This is a genomic window from Pseudomonas sp. LTR0 (assembly GCF_036630035.1).
GTDB lineage: Bacteria > Pseudomonadota > Gammaproteobacteria > Pseudomonadales > Pseudomonadaceae > Aquipseudomonas > Aquipseudomonas putida_Y.
This window is the reverse complement of record NZ_CP123734.1, coordinates 3,095,834-3,113,893: the sequence shown is the minus strand read 5'-3', so window position 1 is coordinate 3,113,893 and position 18,060 is coordinate 3,095,834. Positions and strand designations below refer to the sequence as shown.

General features: G+C 63.4%; 15 protein-coding genes. 8 read left to right on the top strand and 7 right to left on the bottom strand.

Annotated features, from left to right (window positions below; all coding sequences use genetic code 11):
- Positions 1-10 precede the first annotated feature (10 nt).
- Together QCL51_RS14420 and QCL51_RS14415 are read right to left on the bottom strand one after the other, a co-directional pair.
- Positions 11-271 carry a DUF1652 domain-containing protein gene (locus QCL51_RS14420; protein ID WP_003247746.1) on the bottom strand — a complete coding sequence of 87 codons (261 nt, stop codon included), beginning with the start codon at positions 269-271 and terminating at the stop codon, positions 11-13.
- Between the two features lie 274 nt (positions 272-545).
- Complete coding sequence (locus tag QCL51_RS14415) at positions 546-1,193, bottom strand: DUF1345 domain-containing protein (RefSeq protein ID WP_021781680.1); 648 nt, start codon at positions 1,191-1,193, stop codon at positions 546-548.
- 173 nt (positions 1,194-1,366) lie between these two features.
- Between QCL51_RS14415 and pgm the strand changes: the two genes are divergently transcribed.
- From pgm to QCL51_RS14395, 4 genes are all read left to right on the top strand, one after another.
- Entirely contained in the window at positions 1,367-3,004 is a 1,638-nt protein-coding gene (gene pgm / locus QCL51_RS14410; protein WP_021781679.1) for a phosphoglucomutase (alpha-D-glucose-1,6-bisphosphate-dependent), read from the top strand.
- A 78-nt stretch (positions 3,005-3,082) separates the two neighbouring features.
- Positions 3,083-3,595, top strand: coding sequence for a sigma-70 family RNA polymerase sigma factor (locus tag QCL51_RS14405; protein WP_021781678.1), 513 nt, complete (start codon positions 3,083-3,085; stop codon positions 3,593-3,595).
- A complete protein-coding gene (locus QCL51_RS14400) occupies positions 3,592-4,536 on the top strand; it encodes a DUF4880 domain-containing protein (protein ID WP_103444279.1) in 945 nt (314 codons plus the stop codon). Before QCL51_RS14405 ends, QCL51_RS14400 begins: the two co-directional genes overlap by 4 nt.
- Positions 4,537-4,603: 67 nt before the next feature.
- Positions 4,604-7,009, top strand: a complete 2,406-nt coding sequence (locus QCL51_RS14395) for a TonB-dependent receptor (protein ID WP_338443549.1) — start codon at positions 4,604-4,606, stop codon at positions 7,007-7,009.
- Between the two features lie 125 nt (positions 7,010-7,134).
- On the opposite strand, the gene QCL51_RS14390 is transcribed toward QCL51_RS14395, so the two are convergent.
- Positions 7,135-8,073: a LysR substrate-binding domain-containing protein gene (locus tag QCL51_RS14390; RefSeq protein ID WP_101196282.1), complete on the bottom strand. Its 939-nt coding sequence runs from the start codon at positions 8,071-8,073 to the stop codon at positions 7,135-7,137.
- Positions 8,074-8,221: 148 nt separating this feature from the next.
- On the opposite strand from QCL51_RS14390, the gene QCL51_RS14385 reads away from it, so the two are divergent.
- Together QCL51_RS14385 and QCL51_RS14380 are read left to right on the top strand one after the other, a co-directional pair.
- On the top strand, positions 8,222-9,049 hold the full coding sequence (locus QCL51_RS14385) for an amidohydrolase family protein (RefSeq protein WP_101196281.1): 828 nt from the start codon (positions 8,222-8,224) through the stop codon (positions 9,047-9,049).
- A gap of 177 nt (positions 9,050-9,226) precedes the next feature.
- Entirely contained in the window at positions 9,227-9,967 is a 741-nt protein-coding gene (locus QCL51_RS14380; protein ID WP_338443547.1) for an SDR family NAD(P)-dependent oxidoreductase, read from the top strand.
- 202 nt (positions 9,968-10,169) lie between these two features.
- Here QCL51_RS14380 and QCL51_RS14375 read toward each other — a convergent pair whose 3' ends face one another.
- Both QCL51_RS14375 and QCL51_RS14370 read right to left on the bottom strand, forming a co-directional pair.
- The gene (locus QCL51_RS14375) at positions 10,170-10,586 is read right to left on the bottom strand and encodes a RidA family protein (protein ID WP_014590706.1); all 417 of its coding nucleotides are present in this window, start codon (positions 10,584-10,586) and stop codon (positions 10,170-10,172) included.
- Positions 10,586-11,905: an NAD(P)/FAD-dependent oxidoreductase gene (locus tag QCL51_RS14370; protein WP_021781673.1), complete on the bottom strand. Its 1,320-nt coding sequence runs from the start codon at positions 11,903-11,905 to the stop codon at positions 10,586-10,588. Before QCL51_RS14370 ends, QCL51_RS14375 begins: the two co-directional genes overlap by 1 nt.
- Before the next feature lie 317 nt (positions 11,906-12,222).
- On the opposite strand from QCL51_RS14370, the gene QCL51_RS14365 reads away from it, so the two are divergent.
- A complete protein-coding gene (locus QCL51_RS14365) occupies positions 12,223-12,900 on the top strand; it encodes a DUF1028 domain-containing protein (RefSeq protein WP_103462584.1) in 678 nt (225 codons plus the stop codon).
- The gene (argE, locus tag QCL51_RS14360; RefSeq protein ID WP_021781671.1) at positions 12,893-14,053 is read left to right on the top strand and encodes an acetylornithine deacetylase; all 1,161 of its coding nucleotides are present in this window, start codon (positions 12,893-12,895) and stop codon (positions 14,051-14,053) included. The genes QCL51_RS14365 and argE overlap by 8 nt, the downstream gene beginning before the upstream one ends.
- 41 nt (positions 14,054-14,094) lie before the next feature.
- On the opposite strand, the gene QCL51_RS14355 is transcribed toward argE, so the two are convergent.
- Complete coding sequence (locus QCL51_RS14355; RefSeq protein WP_338443542.1) at positions 14,095-15,363, bottom strand: carbohydrate porin; 1,269 nt, start codon at positions 15,361-15,363, stop codon at positions 14,095-14,097.
- A gap of 109 nt (positions 15,364-15,472) precedes the next feature.
- Positions 15,473-17,890: a glucose/quinate/shikimate family membrane-bound PQQ-dependent dehydrogenase gene (locus QCL51_RS14350; RefSeq protein WP_021781669.1), complete on the bottom strand. Its 2,418-nt coding sequence runs from the start codon at positions 17,888-17,890 to the stop codon at positions 15,473-15,475.
- Positions 17,891-18,060 lie beyond the last annotated feature (170 nt).

Genomic DNA, 18,060 nt, shown 5'->3' with positions numbered 1-18,060 from the left:
AAAACAGAGCCTAGACTGCATCGCGCAAGGTAAAGGCGGGTATGAAGGCGTCCATTTCCGCCTCGACGGCCTCGATGATGCGCTCTACATCGGCGGCGGCCATGATCGCTGCACAGGGGATGCCCGCAATCGCCAGCAGGGTCTCACCGCTGGCGCGGTCGAACAGCCGTGCAACCATGCTGCGTGGCGCATCCATGCTGGCCTCGAAACCCAACGGATGGAAATGCCAGCGCATCACCTGGCAGGCGTTGGGGAACGTCATCTTGTTCATGCCAGCCTCCTTGTCCGTACCTGGACGTGATGAGCGGGTGGCCACATCGATGCGGCCGCCGGGAAAGTAAAGATAGCACCTGCTACGTGCGATTTTCGGTTGCAAGTACGACAAATGTGCGAATGCATGACAGGGGTCACACCCTTGTCACGGGCGCAGTGTGTCGGTTGACTGCATGGCAAACGTTTTCCCGACCGCAAGGTGTCAGGTAACCATTGGGTTTGGTGGATTTCGCTGGCGCTAGACGCGCAGGTTTTTCAGACGAGCGGCTTGGTCAACCTAGCAACCCGGCGGCGATGTTGATCGTGAACCCGAGAATCGCCGTATTGAATACGAAGCCCACCAGCGAATGCGCCAGCACCACCCGCCGCAACCCTCGTCCGGCGACGCCAACGTCTGAGGTTTGCACCGCCACGCTGATGGTGAACGAGAAGTAATGGAAGTCCCAGTAATCAGGGTTGCGCTCGCCATCAGCGAAGCGTAGCGGCAGTTCGTGGCTTTGCCCGGTGTAGAACAGGCGGGCGTAATGCAGGGTGAATATGCAGCCGATCAGCAGCCATGAACCGGCGACGGTCAGGCCGGTATAGAGATAGTGCACGGCCAGGTCCGTGCCTTGCAGGCCGCGACTGGAGACCAGTTGCAGGGTGACCGCGGCAAGGCTGGCGATGGCGGCGATGCACACGGTCAGCAGGACCAGGCCCGCGTTCTCGTCTTCGACGCCGGCGACCTTGCGGACCTTTTCCGGGCTGGCTGTCCAGCTCAGGTAGAGCACCAGCAGCAGGTACAGCCACACCCCCAGGTTCCAGCCAGCGAGGATGTGTTGCACGGTATCACCGGCGGGGATCAGCCAGGCGCCAGCGAGGCCGACTATAGTGGCGAGGCTCAGGCGGGGGTGTGTGCGGGTCAGACGATGGAAAGCCATAGAGCCTTATTCACAATGGGTATGGCTTGAACTCTAGACCGTCATAGGGTTGGGCGGGGTGCGCTGTACCCAGCAGGGACCGGGGTTTCTTTGATGCCCCCATCGCACGGCATTGCAACTCTCAGTACACTGCACGTTCCAACACCAACATCCGTTGAACTCGAGGTTTTTGCATGACGCTCAGTCCTTTGGCAGGCAAGCCGGCTCCGGCCAGCGTGCTGGTCGATATTCCCCGGCTGCTCACCGCCTATTACACCGGCCGCCCAGATGCTGCCGTGGCGGCCCAGCGCGTGGCCTTCGGCACCTCGGGGCACCGGGGCAGTTCGCTTGAATTGAGTTTCAACGAGTATCACGTCCTGGCCATTAGCCAGGCTATCTGCCTGTACCGCCAGGAAAAAGGTATCGATGGCCCGCTGTTTATCGGCGCCGATACCCACGCCCTGTCAGCTCCTGCGGCCGCCAGTGCCTTGGAAGTACTGGCCGCTAACGGCGTGCAGGTGATGCTGTCCAAGGATGACGAATACACGCCCACACCGGCTGTGTCCCACGCCATCCTCTGCCACAACCGTGGCCGCACACAGGGTCTGGCTGACGGTATCGTCATTACCCCGTCGCACAACCCGCCACAAAGCGGTGGCTTCAAGTACAACCCGCCCAACGGCGGGCCGGCCGACAGCGACGTGACCAAGTGGATCGAGGGCAAGGCCAACGAACTGCTGGCCGCTAACCTGGCCGGCGTCAAGCGCATGGACCATGCCCAGGCGCTGCTGGCGCCGACCACCCACCGCCACGACTACGTCAGCACCTATGTGGCCGACCTGGAAAACGTCATCGATTTCGATGTCATCCGTCGCGCCGGGTTGCGCTTGGGCGTCGACCCGCTGGGCGGGGCAGGGGTGCGCTACTGGTCGGCGATTGCCAAGCACTACCAGCTGGACCTGGAAGTGGTGAACACCGAGGTCGACCCGACCTTCCGCTTCATGACCGTCGACTGGGACGGCCAGATCCGCATGGACCCTTCCTCGCCGTATGCCATGCAGGGCCTGATAGGCCTGCGTGAGCGCTTTGACGTGGCCTTCGCTTGCGACCCGGACCACGACCGCCACGGCATCGTTACCCCTGATGGCTTGCTGCAACCCAACAACTACCTCGCCGTGGCCATCGACTACCTGTTCCGCCACCGCCCGCAGTGGCGCAGTGACGCTGCCGTGGGCAAGACCGTGGTCTCCAGCGGCCTGATCGACCGCGTCACCCAGCGCCTGGGCCGTAAGCTGTACGAAGTGCCGGTGGGCTTCAAGTTCTTCGCCCAGGGCCTGTTCGACGGTTCGCTCGGTTTTGGTGGCGAAGAAAGTGCAGGGGCTTCGTTCCTGCGCCGCGATGGCTCGGTGTGGGCCACCGACAAGGACGGGTTGATCCCGGCCTTGCTGGCCGCCGAAATGACCGCCCGTACCGGGCGTAACCCGAGCCAGGCTTATGCCGACCTGACCGACGCGCTGGGCAAGCCGTTCGCCACTCGTGTCGAGGCCAAGGCGGACGCGCGGCAGAAGGCGTTGCTGAGCAAGCTGGCGCCGGAGCAGGTGAAGTCGACCGAGCTGGCCGGTGAGCCGATCGTGCAGATCCTCAGCCATGCTCCAGGCAATGGCCAGGCGATTGGCGGGCTCAAGGTGATGACGGCCAATGGCTGGTTCGCCGCGCGCCCGTCGGGTACTGAAGACATCTACAAGATCTACGCCGAAAGCTTCATCGACGAGGCGCATTTGCAGCGTCTGGTGCAGGAAGCACAAGTGCTGGTAGATGAAGCAATTGCCTGACCGGTAACAAACCGCTTGGTTCTGTGGCGTGATGTAAATTAGAATTAATCTTATTTACTCCGCTGCAGGACTCACCTCATGATCGACGCCGCGCCGCCACCGGAGCCTGGCCTGCCTGCCCTGTACCGGGAGCATCGTGGCTGGCTTGAAACCTGGCTGCGCCGGCGTATGGGCAATGCCTGGGATGCCGCCGACCTCAGTCAGGATACATTTCTGCGCATTCTGGCCAGCGCCCAGCCGCTGGCAGACATACGCGAACCGCGCGCCTATCTGCTGACCGTGGGCAAGCGTTTGCTCAGCAACTTCCACCAGCGACGTAGCCTGGAGCAGGCCTACCTTGATGCCTTGGCGCAGTTGCCCGAGCAACACGTGCCGTCGCCAGAACAGCGCTGGGTACTGCTGGAAACCCTGCAGGCACTGGATGAACTGCTCGACGGCCTCAAGCCGGCGATACGCAAGGCCTTTCTCTGGCACCAGCTGGAAGGTTTGGGCTACGCCGAGATTGGCCAGCGCCTGGGCGTTTGCCAGCGCTCGGTGAAACGCTACATGGCGCAGGCTTACGAGCATTGCCTGTTGGCCGAGTTGCGATGAGCCCCCACACCCCAGAAACCCGCGAGGCGCTGCGTGCTGCGGCCCGTTGGCTGGCACTACTGGATTCTGGCGACGCAAGCGAAGCTGACCTGCTGCGCCTGGCGCAATGGCGCGCCAGCAGCCCCCTGCACGAAGACGCCTGGCAAAAGGCATCGCTGCTGCGAGCGCGGTTTGCCGGGTTGCCCGGCGCATTGGCGATGGCCGCCCTGGATCGCCCGGATGCCGGTCGTCGGGCACTGCTCAAACAAGCCCTGGGTGTGTCGGCGTTGCTGCCGTTGGCCTGGCTGGTGAGCCGTGAGCTGCCGCTGGATGCCTGGACCGCCGACATGCGCACCGCGGTAGGAGAGCGCAGGCAGGCAATGCTGAGCGACGGCACCTTGTTGCAGTTGAACACCGACAGTGCGGTCGATATCGAGCTGGGTGCAGGCCGCGTGGCACTGGTGCGCGGTGAAGTGGCCGTCAGCGTGCCCGCTAACCTGAGCCTCACCTTGCAGGTGCCTTACGGCCGGGTGGTGCTCAGTGAGGGCGAGGTGTGCCTGCGCCTGCTTGATGAGGCCTGCCGGGTGTCGGCGATCAAGGAGGCGGTCAGCCTGCAGCCGTTGCGTGGGCCAGCCGTGATGCTACAGGCCGGCCAACAGGCCAGTTTGCAGGCGACCGGTGTTGGCCCTGTCAAAGCCTTCGACGAATGGCAACTGGGCTGGCGCGAAGGCGCGCTACGGCTGGACGACCGCCCGTTGGGCGAGTTGCTGCGCGAACTGCGCAGGTATCGCCCCGGCGTACTGCGCTGGGCACCAGAACTGGAGCGCTTGCGTGTGACCGGCACGTTCCGCCTTGACGACACCGACCGGGTGCTGGCCCTGCTCGCCGCCAGCCTGCCGTTGCAAGTGCAGACCCGCACGCGTTATTGGGTGAGCCTGACCGCACGAGAAAAACGAGCATGAGGCTGTCCCCTTTTTTTCACTCGCCGGTCATTACCGGTAGGAGAAAATAAAAGGGGAGCCTTGTTCAATGCCTGCAGTAAAATCTTGCCGCCTGCGCCCACTGGCGCGCGCAGCACATCCATTGTTCGCGATGAGCCTGCTGTTGTGTGCACCCACCTGGGCCGATGAGCCGGCCCGGCGTACGTTCCAGGTAGCGCCAGCCAGCCTGGGTGCTGCTTTGACCCATTTCGCCGACCAGGCCGGTGTCAGCCTTTCGCTGGACCCGGCATTGGTAGAGGGCCGGCAAAGTAACGGCTTGTCCGGTCGTTACAGTGTCGATGAAGGCTTCAGCCAGTTGCTGCGCAGTAGTGGCCTGCAGGCGCTGCCGGTGGGTGAGGGGGCCTTCACCCTGATGCCTGCCCCCCAGGGCAGTGGCGCTATGGAAATCGCCCCCACCAGCATCGTCGGCGGCCTGGCCGCAGGCAACGAAACGCAGCCGTATGCCGGTGGCCAAGTGGCACGCCAGGGGGCACAAGGCTTGCTCGGTTCGCGCGACTTCATGGAAACCCCATTCAGCATCAGCAGCTACACCAGCGACCTGGTCAAGAACCAACAGGCGCGCACCTTGGGCGAACTGATTGCCAGTGACCCTTCAGTGCGTGCTACCAACCCGGCGGGCGGGCGTTTCGAGCAGTTCACCATTCGCGGCTTCAGCCTGTTCAACAGCGATGTGGCCTACAACGGCCTGTATGGCATCTTGCCGACGTATTCGATCGACATGGAAATGGCTGACCGGGTCGACATCATCAAAGGCCCCAGCCAGTTGATCAACGGCATTTCGCCGCGTGGCAGCGTGGGCGGCGGTATCAATGTGCAGCCCAAGCGAGCCGCTGACAAGCCGATCACCGAATTCACCGGCAGCTACGCTTCGGCCGGCCAGGCTGGCGGCGCAGTGGATATCGGCCGTCGCTTTGGTGAAGACCAGCAGTTCGGCGTGCGCTTCAATGGCGTGAAGCAGGCCGGTGACACCGAATGGGATCACCAGCGCGTTGACCGCGAAATGGCGGTGCTGGGCCTGGATTTTCGAGGCGAGCGCCTGCGGCTCTCGGCGGACCTTGGCCACACCGAACGCGACACCGACGCCCCGCAGGAGCGTGTGCTGGTCGGTGCCAATGCCAAGGTGCCCAATGCCAATGATGTACGTCACAACTACGCCCAGGCCTGGAGCAAGGCGCGTACCAACGACACCTTCGGTGCGCTGAACGCCGAGTACGATATCAGCGAGTCGCTGCTGGCCTATGGTGCGGTCGGCGCGCGCAAGAGCAACCACGACTTCCTTCGCCATAACGTGTCGATCACCAACGATGCCGGCGACTTCACCGTGCAGCCGCGTGACTTTACCCGGGACGAGTCAGTGCGCACCGCCATGGCCGGTTTGCGTCACTGGTTCCATACCGGGCCGGTGAGCCACGAGCTGAACCTGGCCGCCAGCTATTACTACATGGACTTCACCAACGGCGGTGCGCGCTATGCCTCGGCGCCGAGCAACCTCTACAACCCGGTGGCCGCACCGTCACCCGCTACGCCAACCCGCCTCGACCCCGAGGTCTACACGGAAAACCGCTTTTCCGGCGTGGCCCTGGCCGATACCCTTGGCTTTTTTGACGACCGCCTGCTGTTGACCCTGGGGGCGCGCTGGCAACGGGTGCAGGTGGATGACTGGAGCGACGGCGTCAAAGGCGATACGGGCTATGACGAAGAAAAGGTCTCGCCTTCTGGGGGCGTATTGCTCAAGGTCACCGACCAGCTCTCGTTGTACGCCAACTACATGGAGGGTCTGAGCCAAGGCAAGATCGCCCCGTCGACCTCGATCAACGAAGACCAGATCTTCCCGCCGTTCACCAGCCGCCAGATCGAAGTGGGGGCCAAGTACGACCTCGGCCAGGTGGCCTTTACCGCCAGCGCCTTCCGCATCCGCCAGCCAGCCTACGAGACCAACCCCGCCTCGCGGGTATTCGGCCCCAATGGCAAGCGTGACAACCGCGGCATCGAGCTGAGTGTGTTCGGTGAACCGGTGCAGGGCGTGCGGGTGCTGGGTGGGGTGATGTATATCGACAGCGAACTCACCGACACTGTCGGCGGTGCCTACGATGGCAACCGTGCGCCGGCCACGCCCGAATACAACGTCAATCTGGGGGCTGAATGGGACGTGCCAGGGGTGAACGGCCTGACCTTCACAGCGCGCGGCATTCACTCAAGTTCCCAGTACCTGGACCAGAACAACAGCAAGCGCATCGACGGCTGGGAGCGTTATGACCTGGGTGCACGTTATGCCTTCAAGGTGGACGCCACCGAGGTTACCTTGCGGGCCAGTGTCGAGAATGTGCTCGATGATCGCTACTGGAGCTCGGCAGGGGCGTCGGATGACAGTGAGCCGGGGTTGACCCTGTCCACCCCGCGGACCTATCTGCTCTCGGCCACGGTCGGCTTTTAAACCGCACCCTTGTATACCCAGCGGAAGCGGACGTGCCCGCGAATCTGGCGACTCGGTGCACGGCACCGGCTTCGGCAGTGTTCGCGGCTGAAGCCCTTCCCACAGGGGAGCAGTTGCATAGATGATCAGCCCGGCGCAAGCGCCCGCCCCAGCTTCTGCGCCTGCCCCTGCAACACCCGCATCAACTGCAGCGCTGCATGCGAGGGCGGCTCGAAGCGCGAATAGACGAAGCTGATATCGAAGTGAATCTCATCGGCCAACGGCACCACCGCCAGCCCGCTGTCCTGTGCAACGAACTCGTCGATCACGCTGATGCCCATGCCTTGCTTGACCAACGCCACAGCCTCGTTGGCATTGGTGAACGACAACAGTGATTTCAGTTGTAGCCCGCGGCGCCCGATGTGTTCGGCCAACAGCTTGCCAAACGGCATGTCGGGCCGGAACAGCAGCAACGCGTGGCCCTCCAGCTGCTGCAGGGTCAGCGCGGGCTGACCGGCCAAAGGGTGACCCGGCGGCATCACCACTACCATGCGTCCACGCATGAACGCTTGCGAATGCAGGTGGTCGTGCACCACCGGCAGGGCGGCGATCGACAGGTCGACCTTCTTCGACAAGATCTGGTTGGGCATTTCGCCCATCAACGAGGTTTGCCACTCGATATTCAGTGACGGTGATTCACGCTTGAGCTGGGCCAGGGCCATTGGGATCACCACCGTGGACAACGATGCACTGCATGAGATACGCAACTTGCGCTGGCCGCCAGCGCCCAGCGCCAGGGCACATTCGTTGACCTGCAACGCTGCCTGGTACACCCGCTCGACCTCGCGAAACAGCACCTGCGCTTCGGCCGTCGGCACCAGGCGGTTGTTGACGCGCTCGAACAGCGGGTAGGCCAGGCGCGCTTCGATGTACTGAATCAGCTTGCTCACCGCCGGCTGCGACACATACAGCAATTTGGCCGCCGCACTGATCGAGCCCGTCAGCATCACCGCCCTGAACACTTCCATGTGCCGCAGCTTGAACAGCATGGTGCTTGCGTCTGCGCCTTCGTTGCCAAGCAGCATGTGTATTACCTTCGGTTATGGTTTTCGCCATCTGGGTATGAGCGTCAAAGCCGGCCACACAGTATCGTTAATCCCAGCCTAACTGCCCTTGCGGCGCACAATAACAAGATCTGCAGACAAGCGCAGTGGCGCTTGACGGGAGTGCTGCGTGAACATATTTGACGAAGCGAAGATCGATTGCCATAACCATTTGTTTGACCCCGCCCGTTTCCCCTATCACCCCGATGCACCCTACGCGCCCTCCGGCCAGGAGGTCGCCACCCAGGCGCAGTTCACCCGGGTGATGGAGGCTTACGGCGTGCAACATGCCTTGCTGGTGGGCCCCAACAGCGGCTACCACACCGACAACCGCTGCCTGCTGCATGCCTTGGCCAGCGGGCAGGGGCGGTTCAAGGGGGTGGCGGTGGTCAAGGCGGACATCAACCTCGACGCGCTGGCGGCGTTGCAGGCGCAAGGCGTGGTGGGTATCGCCTTCAACCCCGCGCTGTACGGGGTAGCCAGCCTCAAGGGCGTTGACGGGCTGTTCGGCAAGCTCGCCGAGGTTGGCATGTTCGCCCAGCTGCAGGTGTGTGACGACCAGTTGCTGGACCTGCACAGCCTGCTGCAAGGCTCGCAGGCTCGTCTGTTGATTGACCATTGCGGCCGCCCGGATGTCGCTGCCGGTTTGCAGCAAGCCGGCTTCCAGGCGTTGCTGCGGCTGGCCGACAGCGGCCGCGCCTGCGTGAAGCTGTCAGGCATGCAGAAGTTTGCCGCAGCGGACGCCTTGTTCGAACAGAGCAGTGCATACGTGCAGGCCCTGCTCGAAGCCTTTGGCGCCCAATCCTGTGTGTGGGGGTCGGACTGGCCGTTCATTCGCCAACCCGCGCGGGTGGACTACGGCCCGCTGCTGAAGCTGGCCGAGCGCCTGATGCCGGATGCCCGGCTGCGCCGCACAGTAATGTGGGACACCCCTCGGCGATTGTTCGGGTTTGCCTAGCCCCTCCGTTGTTTGCCCTTCCAACAACAAGCGCGCAATCGTGATGAACACTGAACAGAACACCCGTCCCGGGCGGCATCCTCCATGGCCTGGAGGATCGTCTCGGCTAGCGCCCCAAAGGGCATGTGACCTGCGTCGCTTGCCGGATATTCCTTCTGTCGAAAATGGAGCTGAACAATGAGCCAGTACCTGCAAGGCCAAATCGCTATCGTCACCGGTGGCATGCGTGGCATCGGCCTGGCGATTGCCCGCCGCTTGCATGTCGCCGGCGCCCAGGTGGTGATCTGGGACCTTGCCGTCGATGGCTGGAACAGCACGGAAAACGGCTTCGAGCCGGTGCTGCGCCAGGCAGTGGATGTGTCGTCGCTGGCCTCGGTGGAGGCGGCTTTTGCCCAGACGCTGGCGCGTTTGGGGCAGGTGCAGATCTTGGTCAACAATGCCGGCATCAACGGTCCGGTGGTGGCGTCTTGGGAGTACCCGCCAGACGCCTGGGACAAGGTCATCGCCATCGACCTGAACGGTGTGTTCTATTGCTGCCGCACCGCCATCGCGCACATGCTTGAGCGCGGCTACGGGCGCATCGTCAATATCGCCTCCATGGCCGGCAAGGAGGGTGTGCAGTACATCTCGGGCTATTCGGCAGCCAAGGCCGGGGTCATCGCCTTCACCAAGGCGGCAGCCAAGGAGCTGGCGCAGGATGGCGTGCTGCTCAACTGCGTGGCACCGGCGATGGTCGAGACGCCGCTGATGGCCGAGATGACGGCCGAGCATATTGCCGCGAGCAAGGCCAAGATCCCCATGGGGCGCTTCCTCAAGGCCGAGGAGATTGCCAACATGGTCAGCTGGATCGCCGGGCCTGAGTGCAGCTTTACCACTGGCTTTGTGTTTGACCTCAGCGGCGGGAGGGCGACCTACTGAATGGACTGGGTGTGGTACGCCCGATGGCGTTGGAGCTGCGCCGGGTAGCCAGCCACGCGCGAACTGCGGGCGACGTTTCAGTGTGCATGTGCCGTCGTCCGTTGGTGTGCCCGCACCTCAGCGCTGGCAAGCTGCGGCACGGGCAACCCAGGCGTGGCTGGACGGGCAGGTGGCAGTCACCCGCCGTCATTCAGGCCTGTGGTCATTGCTGATCGGGCACCACGGCGATCACGTCGATCTCCATCAGCCACTCGGCCTGGGCCAACCCGGCCACCACCAACCCGGTGGAAATCGGGAACACGCCCTTGAGCCACTTGCCCACCTCCTTGTACACCGGCTCGCGGAAGCGCGGGTCGGTGATGTAGGTGGTGGTCTTGACGATGTGCGACAGGTCCGAGCCGGCTTCTTCAAGCAGTTGCTTGACGTTCTTCATCGCCTGTTCGGTTTGTGCGCGCGGGTCACCCAGGCCGACCAGTTTGCCTTCGAAGTCGGTACCGACCTGACCGCGCACGTAGATGGTATTGCCCGCCCGTACGGCCTGGCACAAGTCGTTGTCCAGGGTCTGGTTGGGGTAGGTTTCCTTGGTGTTGAACATGCGGATGCGAGTATGGGTAGGCATCAGTGGGCTCCGAGGGTGCTGACATTGCTGATCTTGGCAGTTTGCTGCTCATCCGCTGCGCGTTGCTCGCGGTCGCGGTAGGCGGTGTAGGTACGCTGCGTGGCAATGTGGCCGGCTACGTGCTTGGCGTCGTGCCACACCCCCCAGATGAACGATGAACCACGGCGCGACAACCACGGCAGGCCGAGGAAGTACACGCCCGGTTCTCGGGCCACACCACGCTGGTGCTGGGGCTTGCCGTTGGCATCGAAGGTGTCTACCTGCAGCCAGCTGAAGTCCACGCCGTAACCGGTGGCCCAGATGATGCTGCTGACGCCGGCCTTGGCCAGGTCCAGTTGCTGCAGCGGGTTGCGCATGCACTCCGGGTCGGCCAGGCGCTGGCGGGCTTCGGGCTCTTGCGGCAGGTCCAGGCCGTTGCGTTCGATGTAGGCATCGGCCGCATCCAGTAGGGCCAGGTAGTTTTCGTCGCCGCGGTTGATGTTCTCGACCAGGTTGTCCTGGAAGCGCGCTACGCCGTTTTCAAACGACTGGGTCAGGCCGACCAGGGTCATGCCCTGGTGGGCGAGGGCGCGGAAGTCCACGGTGTGGCCACCGCGGGCGCCGCTGACCGCGATGGTCACATGCTCGCGACCGGGCTTGGCAATTTCTGCGTCCCACTCGCCCAGTACGCCCAGCCACCAGCAGAAGTCGCGGTTGCGGTAGGCACGCGGCGGGCGGTCGTGGGCGCCGACCGACAGGTACACCTGGCGTCCGGCACGCATCAATTCCTCGGCAATCTGCACGCCGGAGGAACCGGCACCGACCACCAGTACCGCGCCTTCAGGCAGCTGCTCTGGGTTGAAGTAAGCGGCGGAATGAATCTGGTGCAGGTTGCTGTCTTTCGGCGCGATGGCCGGGATCACCGGCTTCTGGAACGGGCCGGTGGCGGCGACTACGCGGTTGGCGCGAATCACGCCTTCATTGGTTTCGATGGTGAAGCCTGGGCGGTCGCTGTTACGCACCACGCGCTTCACTTCAATGCCGGTGCGCACGGGCAGGTTGTACTTGCGTACGTACTGCTCGAAGTAGTCGGCCACCTGGTCCTTGCCGGCGAACGCATCGGCGTCGAGGTTGAATTCCAGCCCCGGGAAGCGGTCGTGCCAGGCCGGGCCGTTGGCGACCAGCGAGTCCCAGCGGCCGGTACGCCAGGCCTGCGCGATGCGGTTGCGCTCCAGTACCAGGTGCGGCACGCCAAGCTTGCTCAGGTGTTCGCTCATGGCCACGCCGGCCTGGCCGGCGCCGACGACGAGGGTGTCGATTTCGAGGTTGTTCAGTGTCATGTCCGAGCCCTTGTTCAGGCGGTTTTTGTCAGGTCGGTTTGGAGGACCGCCGTTGCCTGGAGCCAGACTAGGGATGCCGTGGAAATGGCGAAAATAGTATTTAGCTGGTGCTTGCCGATAAAACGGCGAAGGCCTTGAGTTCTCTGGCCTGCGGGGTGGGTTGCCCGGGTGGGTGAGGTGGTTTTTCGAGCGGGTGCAGAGAGCGGCGCCTTGAGCATAGTTTTTTCCTGCCTACCCCCTCGGAAAAAGGTCGTTTCGCCCGCCAGAAGGTTCCACTCAGAATGCCGTGTATCGCACAGCACAACAGGAACCATGACATGACGTTCTCCATCATCGGTCGTTGCCAGGAAACCGGCCAGGTCGGTATCGCCATCAGCTCGTCGAGCATCGCCGTGGGTGCCCGTTGCCCCTGGGTGCGTGCCGGTGTGGGCGCGGTCTCTACCCAGAACATCACCCTGCCGGCGCTAGGCCCGCAGATTCTCGATGCCCTTGAGCATGGCCAGTTACCGCCTGCCGCTGCGCTGGACAGGGTGCTCAGTGCCAATGGCTGGAGTGAATACCGCCAGGTCACGGTGATCGACAGTCACGGCCAGGTGGCATTGTTCACCGGGCGAGAAGCACTGGGCACGCACAATGCAGTGGCCGGCGAACAATGCGCGGCGGCTGGCAACCTGCTGTCCTCGACCCAGGTGATCGAAGCCATGGTGCTGGCCTTCGAGCAGGCCGGCGGCCATCTGGCCGATCGCCTGCTGGCAGCCATGCACGCGGCGATGGCAGCGGGTGGCGAAGCCGGGCCCGTGCACTCGGCGGCGCTGAAGATTGCGGGCGAGCTGACCTGGCCGCTGGTGGACCTGCGCGTCGACTGGGCCGATAGTGACCCGATCGGCGTGCTTGATGGCCTGTGGCAAGCCTATCGCCCCCAGATGCAGGATTACGTTACCCGCGCCCTCAACCCGACCGCCGCGCCAAGCTATGGGGTGCCGGGCGATGAGTGAGTTTGCCAGCCGCGCGCTGCTGGCCCGACTGATCGGCTTTGCCACGGTGAGCCGCGACTCCAACCTGGCGCTGATCGGTTTTATCCGTGATTACCTGGCCGAGTTGGGAGTGGAATGCGAGCTGTTCCATAACCCGGAGGGCACCAAGGCCAACCTGTTCGCCACCATCGGCCCCAAGGATGTTGGCGGTGTGGTGCTGTCTGGCCATACCGATGTGGTGCCAGTGGATGGCCAGGCCTGGACGGTCGAGCCGTTTGCCCTGAGTGAGTGTGAAGGCCGCCTGTATGGCCGCGGCACGGCCGACATGAAAGGCTTTATCGCCTCGGTGTTGGCTGCTGTACCCGCTTTTCTCGCCCAGCCGTTGCGCATGCCGGTACACCTGGCATTTTCCTATGACGAAGAAGTTGGTTGCCTGGGCGTGCGCTCGATGCTGGCTGCCCTCGAACAGCGCCCGTGTAAACCACGGCTGTGCCTGATCGGTGAACCTACCGAACTCAAACCGGTGCTGGGGCACAAGGGCAAGCTGGCAATGCGCTGCCAGGTACAGGGCGCAGCGTGCCATTCGGCGTACGCGCCGTATGGGGTGAACGCCATCGAGTATGCGGCGAAACTGATTGGCAAGTTGGGTGACATCGGCGATGCCCTGGCACTGCCGGCTTATCACGACGAGCGCTTCGATCCGCCGTTCTCCACGGTGCAGACCGGCGTGGTCAAAGGGGGCAGGGCGCTGAACATCGTGCCGGCCGAGTGCGAGTTCGATTTCGAAGTACGCGCGCTCCCTGGGTTCGAGGCGCAGGCGGTGGCCGACCAGTTACAAACCTATGCTGAAACCGAGTTGCTGCCACGTATGCGCAAGGTCAACATCGCCAGCGCCATTCGCCTGGAGCCGCTGAGTGCCTATCCGGGGCTGGCGACACCGGAGGACAGCGAGGCTGCGAGGTTGGTGGCGTTGCTCAGTGGCTCGGATACGTTCGGTACGGTAGCGTTTGGTACCGAAGGTGGCCTGTTTGACCAGGCGGGCATCCCCACCGTGGTGTGCGGGCCTGGCAGCATGGACCAGGGCCACAAGCCGGATGAGTTTGTCAGTGTCGAACAGTTGCGGGGCTGCGATGCCATGCTGCTGAGGCTGGTGGACTACCTCAAGCAGGCTTGATGGTCGCGACGGTGGATGGGCCGCAGCGCGGCCCCGGTGACTCAGAAGGTCGCCTTGACCTGCAGGCCAACCACCAGTGCGTTGTCGATGTCTTTGCCCGAAAACGCCCCTGGCTCGATGATGTATTGCACATCCGGGCGCAGGTTCAGCCATGGCGTGGCCTGGTAGCCGTAGCTCAGTTCGATCAACTGCTCGGCGCTGTCGATATCCGGGAACTGCTGGCCCGCGTTGAAAGCGGCATCTTCCAGCACGTCGCGGCTATGCGGGTTGGGCACGGCCCGGCCATAACCCAGTGCCACGGTATCCTTCGGGCGGCCTTCGAACGGTTTGTACAGCACCACGCCGGCGCCATACCACTTGGTGAACGGCGAAGCAGCCTTGCTTGACGCCGAGTACTGGCCGAAGGCGTGCAGGCTTCGGCCTGGGGAGGCCTGGTCGTTCCACACTGCCTGGTCGACCAACAGGTAATGGCCACCTCGGCCGGACACTTCATCGTCGCTGCCGATGCGTTTCACATCGGAGCTGTCGTAGTAGTAGCCCAGCTTGTACTCACCTGGCAGTTCACCTTGCAGCTTGTAGATAAGCTCTACCGGTACCACGGTGCCGGTGGTGTGCTTGGGCCCCAGGTGCCAGGCGCGGCTGGAGTTGCCGTTGCTTTCGGGGTCAACGTTGAACGCCGCCACGCGCAGTTGCCAGGAAGGCGACAGGTCGTACTTCACCCGCACACCGAGGTGGGCGTTGGGGTAGTTGGCCCAGCCACTGCCGCCGGACATGTTCAGCGGGTGGCCGCAGAAGCCGGCGTTCATGAAATTGCACAGGATGCCGCTGTCCAGGCCGCCGAGGTCGTTGCCCATGGCCATGTAGCCGAGCTTGACGTTGAGCGCCGGGGTGAACAGCGTGCGCGCGTAGCTCAGCTCGGTCAGGCGGGTGTAGAGGCCGCCGTAGTTTTCCTGGATCGGCAGGCGGTTGCCTACCAGGTCTTCCGAGGCGCTGTTACCGCGGCGGTCGTTGATGGTCAGCTGGACCTTGCCGCCGTTGTCCAGGCCGTACAGTTTCGACAGGTCGAACTGCACGCCCAGCTTGACGTTCTGCGAATAGCGCGCCGAGCGGTGCAGGCCACCATGGGCGTTGTAGGCGGTTTCACCGCTGTAGTCGCCGGTGATCTTGACGCCGTCTTCTTCGAGTTGATGGCGCAGGCCGCCCCAGTCACCGGTCAGGGTGCTGCGGGTCAGCAGGTCGTCGTTGGCAAGGGCAGTGGTGCTGGCCAGGGCCAGCAGCAGGGTGGGGGTGATGCGAATTGCGAATGGCATTACAGAATCTCGGATTGTCTTTGAGGGGCATTCGCGGGCAAGCCCGCGCCTACAGGGCCGGTGTAAGCCTTGTAGGAGCGGGCTTGCCCGCGAAGCAGGCGACGCGGTCTTACGGCAGAGCGTAAGAAATCACGTAGTCGCCACGATCAGTCGACTGGCGTGCACCGCCAGCAGTGATCACCACGTATTGCTTGCCGGTTTTCGGCGAGACGTAGGTCATCGGGCCGCCCTGGCTGCCAACGGGCAGGCGAGCCTTCCAGATTTCCTTGCCATTGCTGCTGTCGTAGGCACGCAGGTAGAAGTCCTGGGTGCCTGCGATGAACACCAGGCCGCCTTGGGTCGACAGGGTGCCGCCCAGCGTTGGCAGGCCGATCTTGATCGGCAGGTGCATGCGGATGCCGAGCGGGCCGGTGTCTTCAACGGTGCCGACCGGCACCTGCCAGGCTACCTGGCGGGTCTTCATGTCGATGGCGGTCAGGGTGCCGAACGGCGGTGCCTGGCATGGAATGCCGGCGACCGACAGGAAGCGGTTCTTGTTCACGGCATACGGGGTGCCCTTGAGCGGTACCGCGCCCATGCCAGTGTTCAGTGCTTCGCCACCGGATGCTGCACCACCTTTGTTCTGCGAAGGAATCATCTGGATCCACAGGCCCAGGCGCATGTCGTTGACGAAGATGAAGCCATGTACCGGGTCGGTAGAAATGCTGCCCCAGTTCATGCCACCCAGCGAACCCGGGAAGCTCAGCGACAGGTCGGTGCCCGGCGCGGTGTACAGGCCGTCGTAGCGCATCTTCTTGAAGTCGATGCGGCACAGCAGCTGGTCGTAAGGGGTGGCACCCCACATGTCCGATTCGGTCAGGGTCTGCGCGCCAATCTGCGGCATGCCCACCGACTTGGGCTGGGTAGCGGAGTACGGCTCGTTCGGGATGTTGCTTGGCTTGACCGGTACTTCGTCGACCTGGGTCAGCGGTTTGCCGGTGGCGCGGTCGAGCACGTAGATCTGCCCGGCCTTGGTGCCGATCACCACCGCAGGTACCGACTGGCCGTCGTCCTTGGTGAAGTCGATCAGGCTTGGCTGCATGGGCAGGTCGAAGTCCCAGAGGTCGTTGTGCACGGTCTGGAACACCCACTTCTGGTTGCCGGTGGTGGCGTCCAGTGCCAGCACCGAAGCGCCGTAAGTGTGGTCCAGTTTGCTGCGCTCTACGCCGTAGATGTCAGTGGACGACGAACCCATCGGCAGGAACACGGTGTTCATCGCCGGGTCGTAGGACATCGGCGCCCAGCTGTTCGGGGTGCTGCGCACGTAGGTGCTGTCGGCCTGTGGTGCCTGGCGATCTTCCGGGTTGCCCGGGTCGAAGGCCCAGCGCATTTCACCGGTGATCACGTCAAAACCACGGATCACGCCACCTGGCATGTCGGTCTGGACGTTGTCGGCAACACGGCCGCCGACCACTACGGTAGTGCCGGCCATCAGTGGTGCCGAGGACAGCTGGTAGTAGGAGTCCGGTACATCACCCAGGCCGGCCTTGAGGTCAACCTGGCCATTGTTGCCGAAGCCCTGGCAGAACTCGCCGTTGTCGGCGTCGACGGCAATCAGGCGGCCGTCGATGGTGTTGGTCAGCAGGCGACGCTGGCAGTTGGCACCGGCCGCTACGCTAACGCTGGTGATCGGCGAGCTGTTCGGCTGGGTTGGCTGGGCGATGGCGGCAGTGGCGTCGAAGTAGGCCATGCCACGGCAACGCTGCCAGACCTTGGACTGGGCGTTGATTTCGTTCTTCCACAGTTCTTTGCCGGTGTCGGCATCGAGTGCGATCAGGTTGTTGTGCGGGGTGCAGATGAACACCTTGCTGCCGATCTGCAGCGGGGTGAGCTGGTCTTCGGCACCGTTGCCGTCACTGATCGCGACGTCGCCGGTGTGGTAGGTCCACGCTACCTTCAGCTTGTTGACGTTGTCACGGTTGATCTGGTCAAGCGCGGCGAAGCGGCTGCCACCTTCGGTGTTGCCGTAGTGGGCCCAGTCTTTCTGTTCCTTGCCGGTTTCGACTGGGGTCATGCCAGGGCCTTTGCCGTTGGGAGCAACGCTTGGGTGGGCAACGAACATGTTGCCGACAGCGACCACCAGCACCACGGCCATTACCCCGGCGACGCCGTAGGCACCGCGCCCGGCGCTGGCGCCATTGGCACGCGCCAGCAGCGGGTAGACCAGCGCCACGACCATGCCGATTGCGCCGAACATGAACAGGCGCGAGAACAGCGGCCAGAACACCAGGCCCGCATCGATCAGTGCCCAGATGGCAGTGCCGATCAAGAACACGGCATACAGCCAGGCGCCAGCCCTCTTGCGCCGAGCAATGAGGACACCGGCGATGGCCATGGCCAAGCCGCCGATCAGGAAGTACCAGGAACCGCCCAGACCGGCGAGCTTGACGCCGCCAGCAGCCAGGAGGAGGCCGAGCAGGGCGACGATCACGCCCAGGCCGACCAGGATGAAGTGTGTGGCGCCAGAGGCGCGCGGTGTTTCTTTCATGCCAGGGATCTCAGCAGGTGGAATGCGCGCAGTTTAAGCCCTTAGCTTGCTAATTAACAAGTTGGTACATAATTGAGCGAGGCTGATTGTCGCAGGGCTGAACTTACGAAGATGTGGCTAAAAGTATAGATAAGGTGCTGAAAAGCGCATTGAACGGGGCGTTTATGAGG

Excerpts from the sequence above, each read along its gene's own strand:
- QCL51_RS14420 (WP_003247746.1), bottom strand. The coding sequence starts at position 271 with ATGAACAAGATGACGTTCCCCAACGCCTGCCAGGTGATGCGCTGGCAT.
- QCL51_RS14415 (WP_021781680.1), bottom strand. The coding sequence starts at position 1,193 with ATGGCTTTCCATCGTCTGACCCGCACACACCCCCGCCTGAGCCTCGCC.
- pgm (WP_021781679.1), top strand. The coding sequence starts at position 1,367 with ATGACGCTCAGTCCTTTGGCAGGCAAGCCGGCTCCGGCCAGCGTGCTG.
- QCL51_RS14405 (WP_021781678.1), top strand. The coding sequence starts at position 3,083 with ATGATCGACGCCGCGCCGCCACCGGAGCCTGGCCTGCCTGCCCTGTAC.
- QCL51_RS14400 (WP_103444279.1), top strand. The coding sequence starts at position 3,592 with ATGAGCCCCCACACCCCAGAAACCCGCGAGGCGCTGCGTGCTGCGGCC.
- QCL51_RS14395 (WP_338443549.1), top strand. The coding sequence starts at position 4,604 with ATGCCTGCAGTAAAATCTTGCCGCCTGCGCCCACTGGCGCGCGCAGCA.
- QCL51_RS14390 (WP_101196282.1), bottom strand. The coding sequence starts at position 8,073 with ATGCTGCTTGGCAACGAAGGCGCAGACGCAAGCACCATGCTGTTCAAG.
- QCL51_RS14380 (WP_338443547.1), top strand. The coding sequence starts at position 9,227 with ATGAGCCAGTACCTGCAAGGCCAAATCGCTATCGTCACCGGTGGCATG.
- QCL51_RS14375 (WP_014590706.1), bottom strand. The coding sequence starts at position 10,586 with ATGCCTACCCATACTCGCATCCGCATGTTCAACACCAAGGAAACCTAC.
- QCL51_RS14370 (WP_021781673.1), bottom strand. The coding sequence starts at position 11,905 with ATGACACTGAACAACCTCGAAATCGACACCCTCGTCGTCGGCGCCGGC.
- QCL51_RS14365 (WP_103462584.1), top strand. The coding sequence starts at position 12,223 with ATGACGTTCTCCATCATCGGTCGTTGCCAGGAAACCGGCCAGGTCGGT.
- argE (WP_021781671.1), top strand. The coding sequence starts at position 12,893 with ATGAGTGAGTTTGCCAGCCGCGCGCTGCTGGCCCGACTGATCGGCTTT.
- QCL51_RS14355 (WP_338443542.1), bottom strand. The coding sequence starts at position 15,363 with ATGCCATTCGCAATTCGCATCACCCCCACCCTGCTGCTGGCCCTGGCC.
- QCL51_RS14350 (WP_021781669.1), bottom strand. The coding sequence starts at position 17,890 with ATGAAAGAAACACCGCGCGCCTCTGGCGCCACACACTTCATCCTGGTC.